This is a genomic window from Gordonia sp. SMJS1, assembly GCF_029866425.1.
Taxonomy (GTDB): Bacteria; Actinomycetota; Actinomycetes; order Mycobacteriales; family Mycobacteriaceae; genus Gordonia; species Gordonia hongkongensis.
On sequence record NZ_CP123381.1, the window covers coordinates 2,443,044 to 2,459,955 of the forward strand.

Annotated in this window: 16 protein-coding genes; 15 read left to right on the plus strand and 1 reads right to left on the minus strand. The window is 69.6% G+C overall.

Features of this window, described 5'->3' with window-relative positions:
- The first annotated feature begins 86 nt into the window (after positions 1-86).
- From QAD21_RS11170 to aroB, 10 genes are all read left to right on the plus strand, one after another.
- A complete protein-coding gene (locus QAD21_RS11170) occupies positions 87-1,280 on the plus strand; it encodes a hypothetical protein (RefSeq protein WP_247451997.1) in 1,194 nt (397 codons plus the stop codon).
- A gap of 7 nt (positions 1,281-1,287) precedes the next feature.
- Positions 1,288-2,673: a replication-associated recombination protein A gene (locus QAD21_RS11175; protein WP_058250333.1), complete on the plus strand. Its 1,386-nt coding sequence runs from the start codon at positions 1,288-1,290 to the stop codon at positions 2,671-2,673.
- Between the two features lie 137 nt (positions 2,674-2,810).
- Positions 2,811-5,486, plus strand: a complete 2,676-nt coding sequence (gene alaS / locus QAD21_RS11180) for an alanine--tRNA ligase (RefSeq protein WP_280361450.1) — start codon at positions 2,811-2,813, stop codon at positions 5,484-5,486.
- Entirely contained in the window at positions 5,486-5,947 is a 462-nt protein-coding gene (gene ruvX / locus QAD21_RS11185) for a Holliday junction resolvase RuvX (RefSeq protein ID WP_247451999.1), read from the plus strand. Before alaS ends, ruvX begins: the two co-directional genes overlap by 1 nt.
- Positions 5,934-7,871 carry an endolytic transglycosylase MltG gene (gene mltG / locus QAD21_RS11190; RefSeq protein ID WP_280361453.1) on the plus strand — a complete coding sequence of 646 codons (1,938 nt, stop codon included), beginning with the start codon at positions 5,934-5,936 and terminating at the stop codon, positions 7,869-7,871. Before ruvX ends, mltG begins: the two co-directional genes overlap by 14 nt.
- Positions 7,872-7,885: 14 nt before the next feature.
- Positions 7,886-8,755, plus strand: coding sequence for a shikimate dehydrogenase (locus QAD21_RS11195; protein ID WP_165630133.1), 870 nt, complete (start codon positions 7,886-7,888; stop codon positions 8,753-8,755).
- An 88-nt stretch (positions 8,756-8,843) separates the two neighbouring features.
- Entirely contained in the window at positions 8,844-9,248 is a 405-nt protein-coding gene (locus QAD21_RS11200; RefSeq protein ID WP_159370723.1) for an A24 family peptidase, read from the plus strand.
- Positions 9,249-9,299: 51 nt separating this feature from the next.
- On the plus strand, positions 9,300-10,508 hold the full coding sequence (aroC, locus tag QAD21_RS11205) for a chorismate synthase (protein ID WP_280361456.1): 1,209 nt from the start codon (positions 9,300-9,302) through the stop codon (positions 10,506-10,508).
- Between the two features lie 117 nt (positions 10,509-10,625).
- Positions 10,626-11,105: a shikimate kinase gene (locus QAD21_RS11210; protein WP_205333462.1), complete on the plus strand. Its 480-nt coding sequence runs from the start codon at positions 10,626-10,628 to the stop codon at positions 11,103-11,105.
- Positions 11,106-11,122: 17 nt separating this feature from the next.
- Positions 11,123-12,247: a 3-dehydroquinate synthase gene (aroB, locus tag QAD21_RS11215; RefSeq protein ID WP_068972555.1), complete on the plus strand. Its 1,125-nt coding sequence runs from the start codon at positions 11,123-11,125 to the stop codon at positions 12,245-12,247.
- A 153-nt stretch (positions 12,248-12,400) separates the two neighbouring features.
- Here the strand turns inward: aroB and QAD21_RS11220 are convergent, their stop codons facing one another.
- Entirely contained in the window at positions 12,401-12,931 is a 531-nt protein-coding gene (locus QAD21_RS11220) for a B-4DMT family transporter (RefSeq protein WP_078112454.1), read from the minus strand.
- A gap of 115 nt (positions 12,932-13,046) precedes the next feature.
- Between QAD21_RS11220 and QAD21_RS11225 the strand changes: the two genes are divergently transcribed.
- The 5 genes from QAD21_RS11225 to QAD21_RS11245 all read left to right on the plus strand — a co-directional run bounded on the left by QAD21_RS11225 (position 13,047) and on the right by QAD21_RS11245 (position 16,883).
- Positions 13,047-14,156 (plus strand): aminopeptidase P family protein, encoded by a 1,110-nt coding sequence (locus QAD21_RS11225; RefSeq protein ID WP_280361459.1) that lies wholly within the window; start codon positions 13,047-13,049, stop codon positions 14,154-14,156.
- Positions 14,157-14,177: 21 nt separating this feature from the next.
- Positions 14,178-14,741, plus strand: a complete 564-nt coding sequence (gene efp / locus QAD21_RS11230; protein WP_058250342.1) for an elongation factor P — start codon at positions 14,178-14,180, stop codon at positions 14,739-14,741.
- A 3-nt stretch (positions 14,742-14,744) separates the two neighbouring features.
- The gene (nusB, locus tag QAD21_RS11235) at positions 14,745-15,230 is read left to right on the plus strand and encodes a transcription antitermination factor NusB (RefSeq protein ID WP_058250343.1); all 486 of its coding nucleotides are present in this window, start codon (positions 14,745-14,747) and stop codon (positions 15,228-15,230) included.
- Between the two features lie 118 nt (positions 15,231-15,348).
- Positions 15,349-15,933, plus strand: a complete 585-nt coding sequence (gene pyrR, locus QAD21_RS11240; RefSeq protein WP_065632130.1) for a bifunctional pyr operon transcriptional regulator/uracil phosphoribosyltransferase PyrR — start codon at positions 15,349-15,351, stop codon at positions 15,931-15,933.
- Positions 15,933-16,883: an aspartate carbamoyltransferase catalytic subunit gene (locus tag QAD21_RS11245; protein ID WP_058250562.1), complete on the plus strand. Its 951-nt coding sequence runs from the start codon at positions 15,933-15,935 to the stop codon at positions 16,881-16,883. The genes pyrR and QAD21_RS11245 overlap by 1 nt, the downstream gene beginning before the upstream one ends.
- Positions 16,884-16,912: the final 29 nt, after the last annotated feature.

Sequence of the window (16,912 nt, forward strand, 5' to 3'; positions counted from 1 at the left end):
TTTTCGGGTCATACCGGTAACGACGTGGTACAGATGGACGAACGCGCTGTTGCGACAACGTTGCAACGGGTAGGTTGGTTGGCGACATGACGGTCATTACGGAAAGCCGCATCACCAGCGTGGTGCGGGCGGCAGAGGCGCTGCTGTCACACCGCGCCGGATCAGCAGTGGTTCTCGACGATCCCGAGGACCTCGGCGGCAGCGGACGCACCACGGTCGTGCGGGTCCGCGTCGCCCAGAACCCCCTCAGCCTGGACCGCTCACTGGTGATCAAGGCCCTTCCCGAACACGAGGACCCTCAGGCCTTCCACCGGGAGATCGCGTCGTACAAGTACGCGACCGCCCTCCCGAACGAATCGCGCCCGGGGCCGCAACTGATCGCCTCCGACACCGATCTCCGCATCATGGTGCTCTCCGACCTCGGCCACGGCCGGACGATGCTCGAGTACCTGGCCGGCGTCGACCCGGTCGAGACCTCACGTGCTGTCAGTGCCTGGGGCCAGGCACTCGGCCGGATGCACGCGGCGACGGTCGGCGGCGAGGGCGACTTCCTCGCGCTGCTGCGGCGCGGACCGTCGGGGATGCAGGGACGCGACATCCTGCGCGACGAGGCGTTGCGGTCGATCGACTCGGTGGTGGGGCACGCGGCCGCGCTCGACGTCGAGGTCCCCGAGCAGGTGGTGGAGTCGCTGCGTACCGCGGCGACGCTGTTCGACGAGGGCGATCACCGCGCATTCAGTCCGTCGGATGTCGGGCCCGAGAACATCCTGCTCAACGACGACGGCGTGCAGTTCATGGACTACGAGTGGGGCGGCTTCCGCGACGCCACCCTCGACATCGCCTACGCCCTCGTGACCATCACCGCGCAGCTTCCGCCCCGGACCACTGCTCGGGCCACCGACCTCGAGGTCTCGATGGTCGACGCCTGGCGCTCGGAGGTGCACTCGATCTGGCCGGCGCTCGCCCATGAGCGGGAGATGCAGCGCAAGGTGCTGCTCGCCCGTCAGCTGTGGGTGTGGCTGTCGACGGTGTGGATGCTGCCGAGCGACCCGCTGGCTCCCACCGGCCCGGACGCGGACGTCGAGGCGACCGACTTCGAGCCGGCCGACGTCACTGCCGCCGGCTTCACGCATGACTGGGCGCTGCACACGAACGACCCCCGCGTGATCGTCAGCCGCTGGACCGACCTCGCCGCCGCCGCGGGACGCGCGGGCGACGAGGAGATCGCGGTGTTCGCGACCGCGATGGGCGTCGCGCTGCAGCGCATCTGGCTGGCCTGACACGCTCGTGGACGGACTGTTCGACCCACCCGACGATCCTCGGGCCGGCTCCGACGGGCATGGCAACGCCGGTGGTCTCACCGCACCACCGGCCCCGACCGCACCCCTGGCGGTCCGCATGCGGCCGCAGACCCTCGACGAGATCGTCGGACAGCAGCACCTGCTTGGTACCGGTTCGCCGCTGCGCAGGCTGATCAGTGGCTCGGGCGCGGCGTCGGTGCTGCTCTACGGGCCGCCCGGAACCGGCAAGACCACCATGGCCTCGCTCATCGCGCGCGCCACCGGCGGCCGCTTCGAGGCCCTGTCCGCGCTGTCGGCGGGGGTCAAGGAGGTGCGCGCGGTCATCGACGTGGCCCGGCGCCGGCTCATCGGTGACGGCAAGAACGGCGGTCAGCAGACGGTCCTGTTCATCGACGAGGTCCATCGGTTCTCGAAGACCCAGCAGGACGCGTTGCTCGACGCCGTGGAGAACCGGATCGTGCTGCTCGTCGCGGCCACGACCGAGAACCCGTCGTTCTCGGTGGTCGCGCCGCTGCTGTCCCGGTCGCTGGTCCTGCAGCTGCGGTCGCTGACCGATGCCGACATCCGGGAGGTGCTGACTCGTGCGGTCGCCGACCCGCGTGGGCTCGACGGCAAGGTCGAGGTGACCGACGCCGCCTACGACCACCTCGTCGCGGTGTCCGGTGGGGACGCGCGCCGGGCGCTGACCGCGCTGGAGGCCAGCGCCGACGCCACCGACCGGATCGACCTCGCCGATGTGGAGACCGCGATCGACCGCGCCGCCGTCCGGTACGACCGGGACGGCGACCAGCACTACGACGTGACGAGTGCTTTCATCAAGTCCATCCGGGGTTCCGACGTCGACGCCGCCGTCCACTATCTCGCCCGCATGATCGCGGCCGGGGAGGACCCGCGGTTCATCGCGCGGCGCCTCATGATCCACGCCAGCGAGGACATCGGCATGGCCGACCCGACGGCCCTGCAGACCGCGGTCGCGGCCGCTCAGGTCGTGAACCTCGTCGGGATGCCGGAGGCCAAACTCGCGCTCACACAGGCCACCATCCACCTCGCGACGGCACCGAAGTCGGCGGGCGTGGTGTCGGCGATCGGCGCGGCCCTCGCCGATGTCGGGTCGGGCAAGGCCGGCGCGGTTCCGGCCCATCTGCGTGACAGTCACTATCCGGGGGCCAAGAAGCTCGGTAGCGGTGTCGCATACCGATATCCGCACGATGATCCCGACGGGGTTGTGCCGCAACAGTATCCGCCCGACGACCTGGTCGGCCGGGACTACTACGAGCCCACCGACCATGGGCTGGAACGCGAAATCGGGCCGCGGGTCGCGAAGTTGCGATCGATCGTGCGTGGCGCGGTGTCGCGGCGCCGGTCGCGCTGACCGTCCGTGGGGCGTTTCCCCAGTGCAGAGTCCCTGCGCCCCCGGCGACTCGCCGACGGTAGGCTGGGATGTCGCGACAAACAACGGCCGCTACCACCGAACGGCTGGGACCACCAACGGCTAGGACGAAACCCACAGTGCAGACGCATGACATCCGGAAGCGCTTTCTGGACCACTTCATCAAAGCCGGGCACACCGAGGTGCCGAGCGCTTCGCTGCTCCTCGACGACCCCAATCTGTTGTTCGTCAATGCCGGCATGGTCCCGTTCAAGCCGTTCTTCCTGGGTGAGCAGACGCCCCCGTACTCGCGGGCGACCAGCGTGCAGAAGTGCGTCCGCACCCTCGACATCGACGAGGTCGGCATCACCACCCGCCACAACACCTTCTTCCAGATGGCGGGCAACTTCTCCTTCGGCGACTACTTCAAGCGCGAGGCCATCACCTTCGCCTGGACGCTGCTGACCAACAGCGTCGACGACGGCGGTTTCGGTATCGACCCGCAGAAGCTGTGGCCGACGGTCTATCTCGACGACGACGAGGCCGAGGCCATCTGGCGCGACGAGATCGGCGTGCCGGCCGAGCGCATCCAGCGACGGGGCATGAAGGACAACTACTGGTCGATGGGCGTCCCGGGTCCCTGCGGGCCGTGCTCGGAGATCTTCTACGACCGCGGACCCGAGTACGGCGTCGAGGGTGGGCCGGAGGCCGACGAGGACCGCTACATCGAGATCTGGAATCTCGTCTTCATGCAGAACGTCCGCGGTCCCGGGGGCGGCAAGGACAACTACGAGATCCTGGGCCCGCTGCCCAAGCAGAACATCGACACCGGTATGGGCGTCGAGCGCGTGGCCTGCATCCTGCAGGGCGTCGACAACGTGTACGAAACCGACCTGTGCAAGCCGATCATCGACCTCGCCGCGGAATTGTCCGGACGTGCATACGCCGCCGGTTCGCATGCCGACGACGTCCGGTTCCGGGTCGTCGCCGACCACGCGCGGACCTCGGCGATGCTGATCGGCGACGGCGTGCTGCCCGGCAATGACGGCCGCGGGTACGTCCTGCGCCGCCTGCTGCGTCGGGTCGTCCGGTCGATGCGGTTGCTCGGCGCCGGTGACAATCAGCCGACCATGGGCACGATCATCGGCAAGGTCATCGACCTGATGTCACCGTCATACCCCGAGCTGGAGACGCAGCGCTGGCACATCGTCGACGTGGCCGTGGGCGAGGAGACCTCCTTCTCCAAGACCCTGGCCGCGGGGTCGAAGCTGTTCGCCGACGCGGCGACCGCCACCAAGAGTGCGTCGCGTACGACCATCACCGGTTCCGACGCCTTCACGCTGCACGACACCTACGGCTTCCCGATCGACCTCACCCTGGAGATGGCCGCCGAGGCCGGTCTCTCGGTGGATCAGGAGGGCTTCACCGCCCTGATGGCTGAGCAGAAGCAACGCGCCAAGGCCGACGCGACCGCCCGCAAGACCGGGCACGCCGACCTGAGCGTCTACCGGGACTTCCTCGATCGCGGGCCGACCGAGTTCACCGGCTTCGACGAGCTGGTGTCGGAGGCGCGGGTGCTCGGCCTCGTCGCCGACGGCGCACGGCTGCCGGCGGCGTCGGCCGGCCAGGAACTGACGGTCGTCCTCGACCGCACCCCGCTCTACGCCGAAAGCGGTGGCCAGATGGCCGACGTCGGCACCATCACGACCGGGTCGGGAGTGCGCATGTCGGTGACCGACGTGCAGAAGGTCGGCAAGTCGGTGTGGCTGCACAAGGTCCGCATCGACGAGGGGGAGATCGAGGAAGGCGACGAGGTCCTCGCAGCGGTCGACACCGCGTGGCGTCACGGCGCCACGCAGGGCCATTCCGGCACCCACATGGTCCACGCCGCGCTGCGCGAGGTCCTCGGCCCCGGCGCGACGCAGGCCGGTTCGCTGAACCGGCCCGGTTACCTGCGCTTCGACTTCAACGCCAGCGGCCCGGTGACCGAGGCCCAGCGACGCGAGATCGAGGAGATCAGCAACGCCGCGGTCGAGGCGAACTATCAGGTCAACACGTTCGAGACGGGTCTGTCCGAGGCCAAGGCGATGGGCGCGATGGCGCTCTTCGGCGAGAACTACGGTGACGTCGTCCGCGTGGTGGAGATCGGCGGGCCGTTCTCCATGGAGCTGTGCGGCGGCACGCACGTGGCGTCGTCATCGCAGATCGGACCCATCACGCTGATCGGGGAGTCCTCGGTCGGGTCGGGTGTCCGGCGCGTCGAGGCCTACGTCGGCATGGACTCGTTCCGGTTCCTGTCGAAGGAGCGTGCGTTGCTGGCCGGCCTGGCGTCGTCGCTCAAGGTCCCGTCGGAAGAGGTGCCCGGCCGGGTCGAGCAGCTCGTCACCAAGCTGCGTGACGCGGAGAAGGAACTCGAGCGGGTACGTGCCGAGGCGGCCCGGGCCGCGGTGTCCGGTCTCCTCGACACGGCGACGACCGTCGGTGCCACCCTCGTCGTCGAGGGACGGGTGCCGGGCCTCGACGCCAACGGGTTGCGCTCGGTGGTGACCGACCTCCGCGGCCGAGTCGCCGACCGCCAGGCGGTGATCGCGCTGTTCTCGCCGAGCGGTGACGGACCGGATGCCAAGGTGCCGTTCGTGATCGCCACCACGGCGGCCGCCCGCGACGCCGGGATCAAGGCCGGTGACCTCGTCAAGGAGGTCGCGCCGTTGGTGGGCGGTCGTGGCGGTGGCAAGCCGGATCTGGCCCAGGGCGCGGGCACCGATCCCGCGGGGATCGACGCGGCACTGACGCGAATCCGCGAGTTCGTCGCCTGATGCCGGATCCGCACACCCGGGCCGACGGTCACCAGCGGACCCGCGGGCGACTCCTCGGGATTGACGTCGGAAGCGTCCGGATCGGCGTCGCCGTGTGCGATCCCGACGGCATCCTCGCCACACCGGTCGAAACGGTGCGTCGAACCCCTTCGCGCACAGACGATCTCGACCGCATCGCGGCTCTGGTCGTGGAGTACGAGGCCGTCGGCGTGGTCGTGGGGCTACCGAAGACGCTCAAGAACACCGCGGGGGCGGCGGCCGAGACCGCACAGGAATTCGGGGACCGTCTCGCGACCCGGATCGACCCGGTGGCCGTGCATTGGCACGACGAACGTTTCACGACGGTGACCGCACAGCAGGCACTGCACGCCAGCGGCCGGACGGTGAAGTCCTCGCGCGCGGTGATCGACCAGGCCGCGGCGGTCGCTATTCTGCAGGGGTGGTTGGATGCGCGACGGTGAGTCAGGGGAGCCTCCGGTGACCGATGATCGGCGTCGCACCCGGCACCGAGACGGCCAGGGACGCCGTGCCGAGGGCATGGATCCCGAGCGTCTGCGGTACTTCACGCAGTCGGCCGACGGGTCGCCCCACACGCGGCACCGCCGCCGGCGCGCCGGTGGCGAGAATGCCGAACCGGCTCCCCGGCGCCCGGCCCCGCCGAATGTCCCGCCCGCCGAACAGGCGCGGCCGGTATCCGGCACGCCCGGCCCCCGCGCGACGCCGGTCCGCATCCCGCCGGGGCAGCCGCCCACCCCGCCGCCGGTGGCACCACCGCGGCCCGGTCCGCCGCAGCCCGGTCCGCCGCAGCCCGGTCCATCAACGGCTGCCGGGGGTCCGGTCGAAGACGACGTCGACACCGACTTCACCATGGCCCGTCCGGCCGCTCCGGCGCCTCCGGCCCGGGGTCCTCGCCCCGACGAATCTCGTTCTTTCCCGGACGATCACGCCGCGGAGGAGTTCACCGCTGCCGACTACGAGCCGGCGGGTCACGGGGCAGAACGCCATGACGCCGAGCTGTACGACACCGGGCGCTACGACACCGGTGGCCACGACGCCGGGCGTTTCGAGACCGGGCGTTTCGAGACGCCGGGCACCGCACGCCCGATCCGCGACGACGATCGCGTCGCCCGACGAGACCGGCGCTTCGACGAGCACGACGAGCACGACGACTGGTGGCCCGGCGCCGACGACACCGAACCCGACCAGCAACAGCGCCGTACGCCGCGCCGCAAGCGCAGCCGGGGCAAGCGTCGTGCGGTCCTCGCCGTCGCGATCGTCTTCATGCTCGCGCTGATCACCGGGGTCGGCTACTACGGTGTGCGCGCCACCGGCCTGCTCGAGTCGCGCAAGGACTACACCAACGCCGCCGGTTCCGGCGATGTCGTCGTCGACATCCCGGACAACTCCACGCTCGCCGACTTCGGCCGCATCCTCGTCGACGCCGACGTGGTGGGCAGCGTGCGGGCGTTCGTCGACGCCGCCGGTGGACAGCCGATGTCCGGCGGCCTCTACAAGATGCGCACCCAGATCCCGGCCACCACGGCCGTGGAGATGCTGACCGCCGACGGCGCCGTGCACCGCGTCGGGCGGGTGGTGATCCCGCCAGGGCTGCAGCTCGATTCGAAGACCGGTATCGACGGCAAGGTCACCCCGGGCATCTTCCAGCTCATCGAGAACGCCACGTCGTTCTCGTTCAACGGGCAGCAGGAGGGGGTGACGGTTGCCGACCTCGAGAAGGCCGCCGCCGAAACCACCCCGGCCGAGCTCGGTGTGCCCGCGTGGGCCGAACAGAACGTCGCCGAGATGACGGGCGATCACCGCCGGATCGAGGGGCTCATCGCGCCGACCACCTGGGAGCGCATCGAACCCGATCACACCGCCACGCAGATCCTGCGGGAGATGATCTCCAGCAGCGCGACGATGTTCGAACAATGGGGACTGCTCGACCGCAACAACTCCGGACTCGAGCCGTACGACACCCTGATCGCGGCGTCGATCGTCGAGCGCGAGGTCCGGCATGTCGAGGATGCGCCGAAGGTGGCGCGGGTCATCCGTAACCGCCTCGACCGCGACCAGCTGCTGCAGATGGATTCGACGCAGAACTACACGGCCGACATCACGAACATCGATGTCCACGGCGAGGCGTACAAGAACGACAACGAGTGGAACACCTACCGGTACAAGGGGTTGCCGCCCACGCCCATCGCGGCGGTCGGCGTGCCCGCCCTGGAGGCGATGCTCAACCCGGCGCCCGGCGGATGGCTGTACTTCGTCACCGTCGACACCGCCGGGACCACGTTGTTCGCGAACACCTTCGAAGATCACATCCGCAACCGCCAGGTCGCCTGCCGCAACAAGCTGGTGGCCACCGGCTGCAGCCAGTGAGCAGCGGACCCGCCATGAACACCGTGCCCGCCGACGTCCGCTCACCGCACGGTGACCACCGTCGGGCCGCGGTTCTGGGGTCGCCGATCACGCACTCGCGCTCGCCGCGTGTCCATCTGGCCGCCTACCGGGCACTCGGGCTGGTCGACTGGCGGTACGACCGGATCGAGTGCACCGCCGACCGTCTGCCCGAGATCGTCTCGGGAGCCGACGCCGACTTCATCGGGTTCTCGGTCACCATGCCCAACAAACGCGCTGCCCTCGAGTTCGCCACCGAACGCACCGAACGCGCCGAACTGGTCGGGTCGGCGAACACCCTGGTGCGCGTGGCGACCGGTTGGCGCGCGGACTGCACCGACATCGACGGCGTGTCGGGAGCGCTCACCGACCTCGCGGTCGACGCGGACCTCGCCGCCGGGACCTCGCCGGTCGCCGTGGTCGTCGGAGCGGGTGGCACGGCACTTCCGACCATCATGGCGCTCGCCGAGACGGGCATCACCGACGTCACGGTGGTCGCCCGCGACGCCGGCCGGGCCGCGCCCGTCCTCGAACTGTGTGAGCGGTTGGGGATGAACGGAGACGTCGTGCCCTTCGAACCCGCCGAGGCGCTGGCCCGAAGGTGTCGCGAGTCCGCGGTCGTCGTGTCGACGGTGCCGGCCGACGCGGCCGCGGTCCTGACGCCCGCCGTGGCGCGGGCACGCAAGGTCGTGGACGTGATCTACGACCCCTGGCCGACTCCGCTCGCGTCCGCGGTCGTCGCGGCCGGTGGAACCGTGGTCGGTGGTCTGGTCATGCTCGTCAATCAGGCATTCCGACAGGTCGAGCAGTTCACCGGGCTGCCCGCACCCCGCGACGTGATGGTCGCGGCACTCACCGCCGACTGATTCCGGGCGAGCTCCGACTCCGTCCACAGGACGTGCCGGTTGTGGACGGGCGAACAGTACCGATCAACCACCCCGACATGCTCGACGGATGGCCGAGTGCGTGATCCTGATCTGGCTGTCGGTCGTCGCGATGACCGACGCCGACACCCGCCGGATCCCGAACGTGCTCGTCTGGCCCGGTATCTGCGGTGCGGTGGGCGCGTGCGCAGTCCACCCCGGCGCGGCGGTGGCCGCGCTCGTCGCCGCGGCCCCGTACGCGCTCGCCTTCGGGATGCGATGGTGCGGCGGTGGGGACGTCAAGCTCGCCATCGCGTGCGGTGCGCTCGCCGTACGGTGGGACGCCGCCCTGCTCGTGGTGGCGCTCGCCTCGGTCATCGCGGTGGGCACGGTGGTCGGGCATCGCGTCGGTCGCCGGGACCCCGCCGGCCGCGGGTCTCATCCGCACGGACCCGCGCTCGTCGCCGCCTCGATCGTGGTCGCCGATCTCTTGTGACGCGTGCTACGCGTGGTTCGGCGGCGCCGCCGTCGGTCCGGGCTCGGCAGCATGGAACAATCGATCACTGTGTTGCGCTGGATAACTGCCGGAGAATCTCACGGTCCCGCCCTGGTCGCCATCGTCGAGGGCATGGTGGCCGGTGTCGAGGTCACCTCGTCCGACATCGCCGGGCAACTGGCACGCCGCCGGCTCGGCTACGGCCGCGGTGCGCGGATGAAGTTCGAGGCCGACCAGGTCACCGTGCTCGGCGGGGTTCGTCACGGCCAGACCATGGGCGGCCCGGTCGCGATCGAGATCGGCAACACCGAGTGGCCCAAGTGGGAGACGGTGATGGCGGCCGATCCAGTGGACGCGGCCGAACTCGAGGGCAGCGCCCGTAACGCACCGCTGACGCGTCCCCGCCCCGGGCACGCGGACTACTCCGGCATGCTCAAGTACGGCTTCGACGACGCCCGTCCGGTGCTCGAGCGCGCGAGCGCCCGCGAGACCGCCGCGCGTGTCGCCGCGGGCACGGTCGCCCGCAACTTCCTCCGCCAGGTACTGGGCGTCGACGTCATCTCCCATGTCATCTCCATCGGCGCGAGCGATCCCTATGTCGGCCCGCCGCCGCGCATCGCCGACCTCGAGGCCATCGACGCCAGTCCGGTCCGGGCGTTCGACGCCGACGCCGAGAAGTCCATGATCGCCGAGATCGAGGCGGCGAAGAAGGACGGCGACACCCTCGGCGGCGTGGTCGAGATCGTCGCCACGGGGGTGCCAGTCGGCCTCGGCTCGCACGTCAGCGGCGACACCCGGCTGGACGCCAAGCTGGCGGCCGCGCTGATGGGCATCCAGGCGATCAAGGGTGTGGAGGTCGGCGACGGCTTCACCACCGCCCGCCGGCGTGGCAGTGAGGCCCACGACGAGATGGTGCCCGGTGCCGACGGTGTCCTGCGATCGACCAACCGCGCGGGCGGACTCGAGGGCGGCATGACCAATGGCGAGGACCTGCGCGTGCGCATCGCGATGAAGCCGATCTCGACGGTGCCGCGTGCGTTGTCCACGATCGACATGTCGACCGGGGAGACGGCCAGCGCCATCCATCAGCGTTCCGACGTCTGTGCCGTGCCCGCGGCGGGCGTCGTCGCCGAGGCGATGGTCGCGCTCGTCGTGGCCCAGGCCGCTCTCGAGAAGTTCGGCGGCGACTCGGTGACCGAGACCGGCGCGAACCTCGCCGCCTACCGGGCTGCCATCGACGCGCGTCCGCCCCGGGCATGACCCAGCCCCCGGCACCCCGACCCCGGCACCCCCGACACCGACCACGCACCCTGGACGGTGGTGACCCCGACGCGTCCGACGACCGGTCGCCGCCCGGCGGCCGTACTGATCGGTTTCATGGGAGCCGGGAAGTCCACCGTCGGTCGTATGCTCGCCGACCGGCTCGGCGTCGACTTCATCGACACCGACATCGAACTCGTCCGGCGCACCGGCCGCAGCATCCCGGAGATCTTCGAATCCGACGGTCTCGAGGGATTCCGGACGATCGAGGCGAACGTCGTCACCGATGTCCTGGACAATCACGGCGGGGTGGTGTCGCTCGGCGGCGGCGCGGTGACGACCGCCGGGATCCGCGAGGCACTGGCCGACCAGCGCGTCGTATACCTGCGGGTGTCGCCCGATCGCGGGTACGACCGCGTGTCGGGTACCGACCGCCCGCTCCTGGGGACGGACGACCCCGCCGCTCGGTACGCCGAACTGCTCGCCGAGCGGACACCCGTCTACGAGGCGGTCTGCACCTTCGACGTCGACGCCGACCCCGACCCCGACGCGGTTGCGGACGCCGTGGTCGTCCAACTCGCCCGTGAACTGATGTGAGGAAGCCGAGTATCACCGTGAACGAACAGGCAGCGAACGAACCCATCGCCATCCGGGTCAACGCCGGCGCACCGTACGACGTGACCATCGGCCGGGGACTCCTCGGTGAGGTGGCCGCGGCCGCGCAGGGCGCCGACCGCATCGCGATCCTGTATCAGCCGCCGCTGGCCAAGACCGCCGAACAGATCCGAGAGTATCTGGCGGACAAGGGGTTCGACGCCCATCGCGTCGAGATCCCCGACGCCGAGGCGGGCAAGGACCTCTCGGTCGCGTCGTTCTGCTGGGAGGTGTTCGGCCGGATCGGCCTCAAACGAAACGACAAGGTCATCAGCCTCGGCGGGGGAGCCGCCACCGACCTCGCCGGGTTCGTCGCGGCGACCTGGATGCGCGGCATCGGGGTCATCCACATCCCGACGACCCTGCTGGCGATGGTCGACGCCGCCGTGGGCGGCAAGACCGGCATCAATACCGAGGCGGGCAAGAACCTCGTTGGTTCGTTCCACGAACCCGACGCCGTCCTGATCGACACCGGCACGCTGGAGACCGTCCCGCGCAACGAGATCGTCGCCGGACTCGCCGAGGTCATCAAGACCGGGTTCATCGCCGATCCGACGATCCTCGACATCATCGAGGCCGACCCCGAGGCCGCCCTCGACCCGACGTCGCCGGTACTGCCCGATCTCATCCGGCGCTCGGTGCAGGTCAAGGCCGACGTGGTGTCGGCCGACCTCAAGGAGTCGTCGCTGCGCGAGATCCTCAACTACGGGCACACTCTCGGCCACGCGATCGAGCGCCGCGAGCGTTACCGCTGGCGTCACGGCGCGGCGGTGTCGGTGGGTCTCGTGTTCGCTGCCGAACTCTCGCGCCTGGCCGGCCGCCTCGACGACGCCACGGCGGATCGGCACAAGGCGATCCTGGATCTCGTGGGGCTGCCGACGACCTATGACCCGGATGCGTTCGCCGATCTCCTGCAGGGGATGGCGGGGGACAAGAAGAACCGTTCCGGCGTGCTGCGTTTCGTCGTGCTCGACGGACTCGCCAAGCCGGGCCGGCTCGAAGGGCCCGACCCCGGCTTGATCGCCGCTGCCTACTCGGCAGTGGCCGGTGGCTCAGCGGAGAAGAGCACGTCGATATTGCTCTGAGGCGAGGTCCTGGCGAGACGAGTTGCGAAGACCCTTCGTGACGCGCCCTCCGCAAGCGCCGGGCGCTCCTCAGGGAGCAGGAGGTGGCTCGCTTCGCTCGTACCTCAGGGAGCTGAGAATTCGGCCACTCGCACGCGGGCTCTTTCCTGAGCCTCAGCGAATGCGCTGTGTCGGCGCGTCCGAGTCGGCCTCAGTCCCGCCGTCGTGGCGGTGCGAACGATCCTCGTGCACCGACCAGTCGTCGTCGGCTGCGCCCTTGTTCTGGTCGCGCCGGACGAGGAAACGGCCGATCGCCGCGCCGACGAAGGCCGGGACGAAGACGAGCAGTGCGGTGAACGACGCCCCGGCGATGAGCTCGATGAACAGGCTGGCCTGCCCGATGCCGGCCAGGACGACCGTGCCGAGGATCCAGGAGATCAACCCGGCGAGAACGCCGGCGAGGACACCGGCCTGCAGCCAGCGCACGGTCAGATCCTCGTAGTCATCGGGATCCGGGTTGGCGCGGGCGTCGCGGATGCCGTCGTAACCACCCCACACCAGGGCGATGAGCACGACGACCGCGATCGCGATGGTGCGCCAGATCGTCGAGTTCAGCGGCGCCTGCACCACGGCGAATCCCAGCAAGACGCGGGCGAGGACGTGAACTGCGGTCATCGTCAGACCGCGCACCAACCACGAAGACATGCGCGTCATCTTACGCACGGGGGTGGTGACAGCGGACACACCCTGGTCGAAGTGGTCGGGTTTCGCGGGTCGGGCGGGTTCGCGCGGCTCGGGCGCCGGCCGTAGCGTGGCCAGGGTGCCGATCAACCATGACACCGCAGGCCGCCGCGCCCGGCTGCGTGCCGAACTGCGTACCGCGGACGACCCGGTCTCGTTCCTCGTCGTCTCCGACCTCGTCAACGTCCGCTACCTGACCGGGTTCACCGGCTCCAACGCCGCCGTGCTGATCGACGTCGACGATCCGGCCGGTGACCGGATCGCCACCGACGGCCGGTACCTCACGCAGGTCGCCGAACAGGTGCCCGACGTCGAGCCGATCATCGAACGCGCGGCGGCGCGTGCCCTCGTCGACCACGCCCGGGCCGCCGGGGCGGGTCGCGTCGGCTTCGAAGCCGACACCGAGACCGTGGCCGGGCACCGAGCGCTGTCCGCGGCTGTCGGGGACTCCGGGATCGAACTCGTCAGCACGACCGGTGTCGTGCAGAACCTGCGCGCGGTCAAGGAACCGGGGGAGATCGAGCTGCTCCGGGCGGCGTGCGCGATCGGGGATGCGGCCCTCGCGCAGGTCGTCGCCGACGGCGTCCTGCGGGCCGGGACGACCGAGCGGCAGGTCGCTCGTGCGCTCGAGTGGGAGATGTATCGCCTCGGGGCCGACGGGATCGCGTTCGAGACCATCGTGGCCGCCGGCGCCCACTCGGCGATCCCGCATCACCGGCCCACCCACACGGCTCTGGCGGACGGCGATCTGGTCAAGATCGACTTCGGCTCGGTGGTCGGCGGGTATCACTCCGACATGACCAGGACCTTCGTCCTGAGGCGCGCGGCGTCGTGGCAGCGGGACCTCTACGAACTCGTCGCCACCGCACAGGCCGCCGGCCGCCGGGCCCTCACGCCCGGGGCCGACCTGCGGGCGGTCGACGCCGCGGCCCGCGACGTGATCGCCGACGCCGGCCACGGCGAGAACTACGTGCACGGTCTCGGTCACGGAGTGGGGTTGGAGATCCACGAAGCGCCGGGAATCGGCAAACTCGCGGCGGGTACACTGCCATGCGGTGCTGCGGTCACCGTGGAGCCCGGTGTCTACCTACCCGGATGGGGTGGGGTCCGGATCGAGGACACATTGGTGGTCACCGACGGCGACCCCGACCTGCTGACCGCCACCGACAAGACATTCACCGTCATCTGACTGCAAGGGAACGAAAACCACATGGCATCCACCGCCGACTTCAAGAACGGCCTCGTGCTGCGCATGGACGACCAGCTCTGGCAGATCATGGAGTTCCAGCACGTCAAGCCGGGCAAGGGCCCCGCGTTCGTGCGCACCAAGATCAAGAACGTGCTGAGCGGCAAGACCGTCGACAAGACCTTCAACGCGGGCGTCAAGGTCGAGACCGCGACCGTCGACCGTCGAGACATGACCTTCCTCTACAACGACGGCACCGACTACGTGTTCATGGACGCGCAGGACTACGAGCAGTTCTCCTTGCCGCCGGCCACCGTCGGCGACGGCGCCCGCTTCCTGCTGGAGAACATGACCGTGCAGGTCTCGCTGAACGAGGGCAACCCGTTGTTCGTCGAACTGCCGGTCACGGTGGAGCTGATCGTCGCCCAGACCGATCCCGGACTCCAGGGCGACCGTTCCACCGGCGGCACCAAGCCCGCCACGCTCGAGACCGGCGCCGAGATCCAGGTTCCGCTGTTCATCAACACCGGTGACAAGCTCAAGGTCGATTCGCGCGACGGCAGCTATCTCGGCCGCGTCAACTCCTGACCTGTGAAACAACCCGGAACCCGACACAAGGCGCGGCGGCGCGCGGTGGACCTGCTCTTCGAGGCCGAGGCCAAGAAGGTCAGTCCCGCGCAGCTCGTCGCCGAACGTCGTGAATACGTCCGCTCGGACGAGAGCGTCGGCTCGATCCACGACTACACCGCGACCGTGATCCAGGGACTCGCCGAGGACCAGGGTCAGGTCGACGCGGTCATCTCGTCGTATCTGCGTGACTGGACCCTCGAACGCCTCCCGGCCGTCGACCGCGCCATCATGCGACTGGCGACGTGGGAGCTGTTCAACTCCCTCGACGTCGACACGATCGTCGTCGTCGACGAGGCGGTCGAACTCGCCAAAGAACTCTCGACCGACGACTCGCCGGCCTTCGTGAACGGCGTGCTGGCCAAGATCGCCGAGCTCGCGCCGCAGGTCCGCGCAGCCGCTTCCGCCGAACCCGGTGGGGCCGCACCCGGACGGCCGGAGCCCAACTGATCCGCACCGGGTGTGGCGTACGTCGCGGGAATTCGTCGGCGTCGCCGCCCGGTGTAGAGTGTCGCGAGACAGACATCCTTTAACGATCCGTCCTGCGAGGCGGAGAAGGAGGTCGGCCTTGGCCAGCCCCGCTCCCAGGGTGCTGCTCGATGCCGCTGACGTGTCGCGCACGATTGCCCGTGTCGCACACCAGGTCATCGAGAAGACTGCTCTGGACTCGCCCGACGCACCTCGCGTCGTCCTCATCGGAATCCCCACTCGCGGAACATCTCTCGCCACCCGGTTGGGTGCCAAGATCGGCGAATTCGCGGGTGTCGACGTGCCGGTGGGATATCTCGACATCACGCTCTACCGCGATGATCTGCGCGGCAAGCCACACCGCCCGCTCGAGCGGACGATGGTGCCGGCCGGTGGCGTCGACAGCGCCATCGTGATCCTGGTCGACGATGTCCTCTACTCCGGACGGACGGTCCGTGCCGCGCTCGATGCACTGCGCGATCTCGGTCGTCCCGCGGCCGTGCAACTCGCGGTCCTCGTCGACCGTGGCCATCGCGAACTCCCGTTGCGCGCAGACTATGTCGGCAAGAACATCCCGACGGCCCGCGACGAACAGGTCTCGGTCCATCTCGTCGAACACGACGGCATCGACGAGGTCGTCCTCGCCTCGGCGTCGAATCCGATTGCCGCGGAGAGTGATTCATGATGCGGCATCTGTTGTCGACGCAAGACCTCAGCCGTGACGATGCCACCGCCCTCCTCGACGACGCCGAGCGTTTCGAGCAGGCCCTGACCGGGCGTGAGGTGCGCAAACTGCCGACGCTGCGCGGTCGGACGGTGATGACCGTGTTCTACGAGAACTCCACCCGCACCCGGGTCTCCTTCGAAGTCGCGGGCAAGTGGATGAGTGCCGACGTCATCAATGTCAGTGCTTCGAGTTCCTCTGCGGGCAAAGGGGAGTCGTTGCGCGACACGGCCAAGACCCTGCACGCGGCGGGCGCCGACGCGCTGATCGTCCGGCATCCGGCGTCGGGCGCGCCGGCCCAGATCGCCGACTGGACGACCACGCCCGACGGTGACGGTCCCGCGGTGATCAACGCCGGCGACGGAACGCACGAGCATCCCACGCAGGCGCTCCTCGACGCGCTGACCCTGCGACAGCGGCTCGGTTCGCTCGAGGGCAGGCGGATCGCGATCGTCGGCGACATCATCCACTCCCGCGTCGCGCGGTCGAACGCCCACCTGCTCTCGACGCTCGGCGCCGAGGTCGTCCTGGTGGCGCCCCCGACGCTGCTGCCGGTCGGGGTGGACCAGTGGCCGGTGAGCGTCTCGGGAAGTCTCGACGCCGAACTGCCGGCCGTCGACGCCGTCATGATGCTCCGCGTCCAGGCCGAACGCATGAACGGCGGCTTCTTCCCGAGTGCCCGCGAGTACTCGGTCCGCTTCGGGCTCAACGATCGTCGGATGGCGTTGCTGGCCGACGATGCCGTGGTCCTGCATCCCGGACCGATGTTGCGCGGCATGGAGATCGGCTACTCGGTGGCCGACTCGCCGAAGGCGACCGTTCTCGAACAGGTCCGCAACGGCGTGCACGTCCGCATGGCGGTCCTGTTCCGGCTGCTCGTCGGCTCCGATTCCGCGGGAGCGCACCTGTGACCGCCCACGACATCGTGTCAGGAGATGTG

Excerpts from the sequence above, each read along its gene's own strand:
- QAD21_RS11170 (WP_247451997.1), top strand. The coding sequence starts at position 87 with ATGACGGTCATTACGGAAAGCCGCATCACCAGCGTGGTGCGGGCGGCA.
- ruvX (WP_247451999.1), top strand. The coding sequence starts at position 5,486 with ATGCCGGATCCGCACACCCGGGCCGACGGTCACCAGCGGACCCGCGGG.
- mltG (WP_280361453.1), top strand. The coding sequence starts at position 5,934 with ATGCGCGACGGTGAGTCAGGGGAGCCTCCGGTGACCGATGATCGGCGT.
- QAD21_RS11195 (WP_165630133.1), top strand. The coding sequence starts at position 7,886 with ATGAACACCGTGCCCGCCGACGTCCGCTCACCGCACGGTGACCACCGT.
- QAD21_RS11200 (WP_159370723.1), top strand. The coding sequence starts at position 8,844 with ATGGCCGAGTGCGTGATCCTGATCTGGCTGTCGGTCGTCGCGATGACC.
- aroC (WP_280361456.1), top strand. The coding sequence starts at position 9,300 with ATGGAACAATCGATCACTGTGTTGCGCTGGATAACTGCCGGAGAATCT.
- QAD21_RS11210 (WP_205333462.1), top strand. The coding sequence starts at position 10,626 with ATGGGAGCCGGGAAGTCCACCGTCGGTCGTATGCTCGCCGACCGGCTC.
- QAD21_RS11220 (WP_078112454.1), bottom strand. The coding sequence starts at position 12,931 with ATGTCTTCGTGGTTGGTGCGCGGTCTGACGATGACCGCAGTTCACGTC.
- efp (WP_058250342.1), top strand. The coding sequence starts at position 14,178 with ATGGCATCCACCGCCGACTTCAAGAACGGCCTCGTGCTGCGCATGGAC.
- QAD21_RS11245 (WP_058250562.1), top strand. The coding sequence starts at position 15,933 with ATGCGGCATCTGTTGTCGACGCAAGACCTCAGCCGTGACGATGCCACC.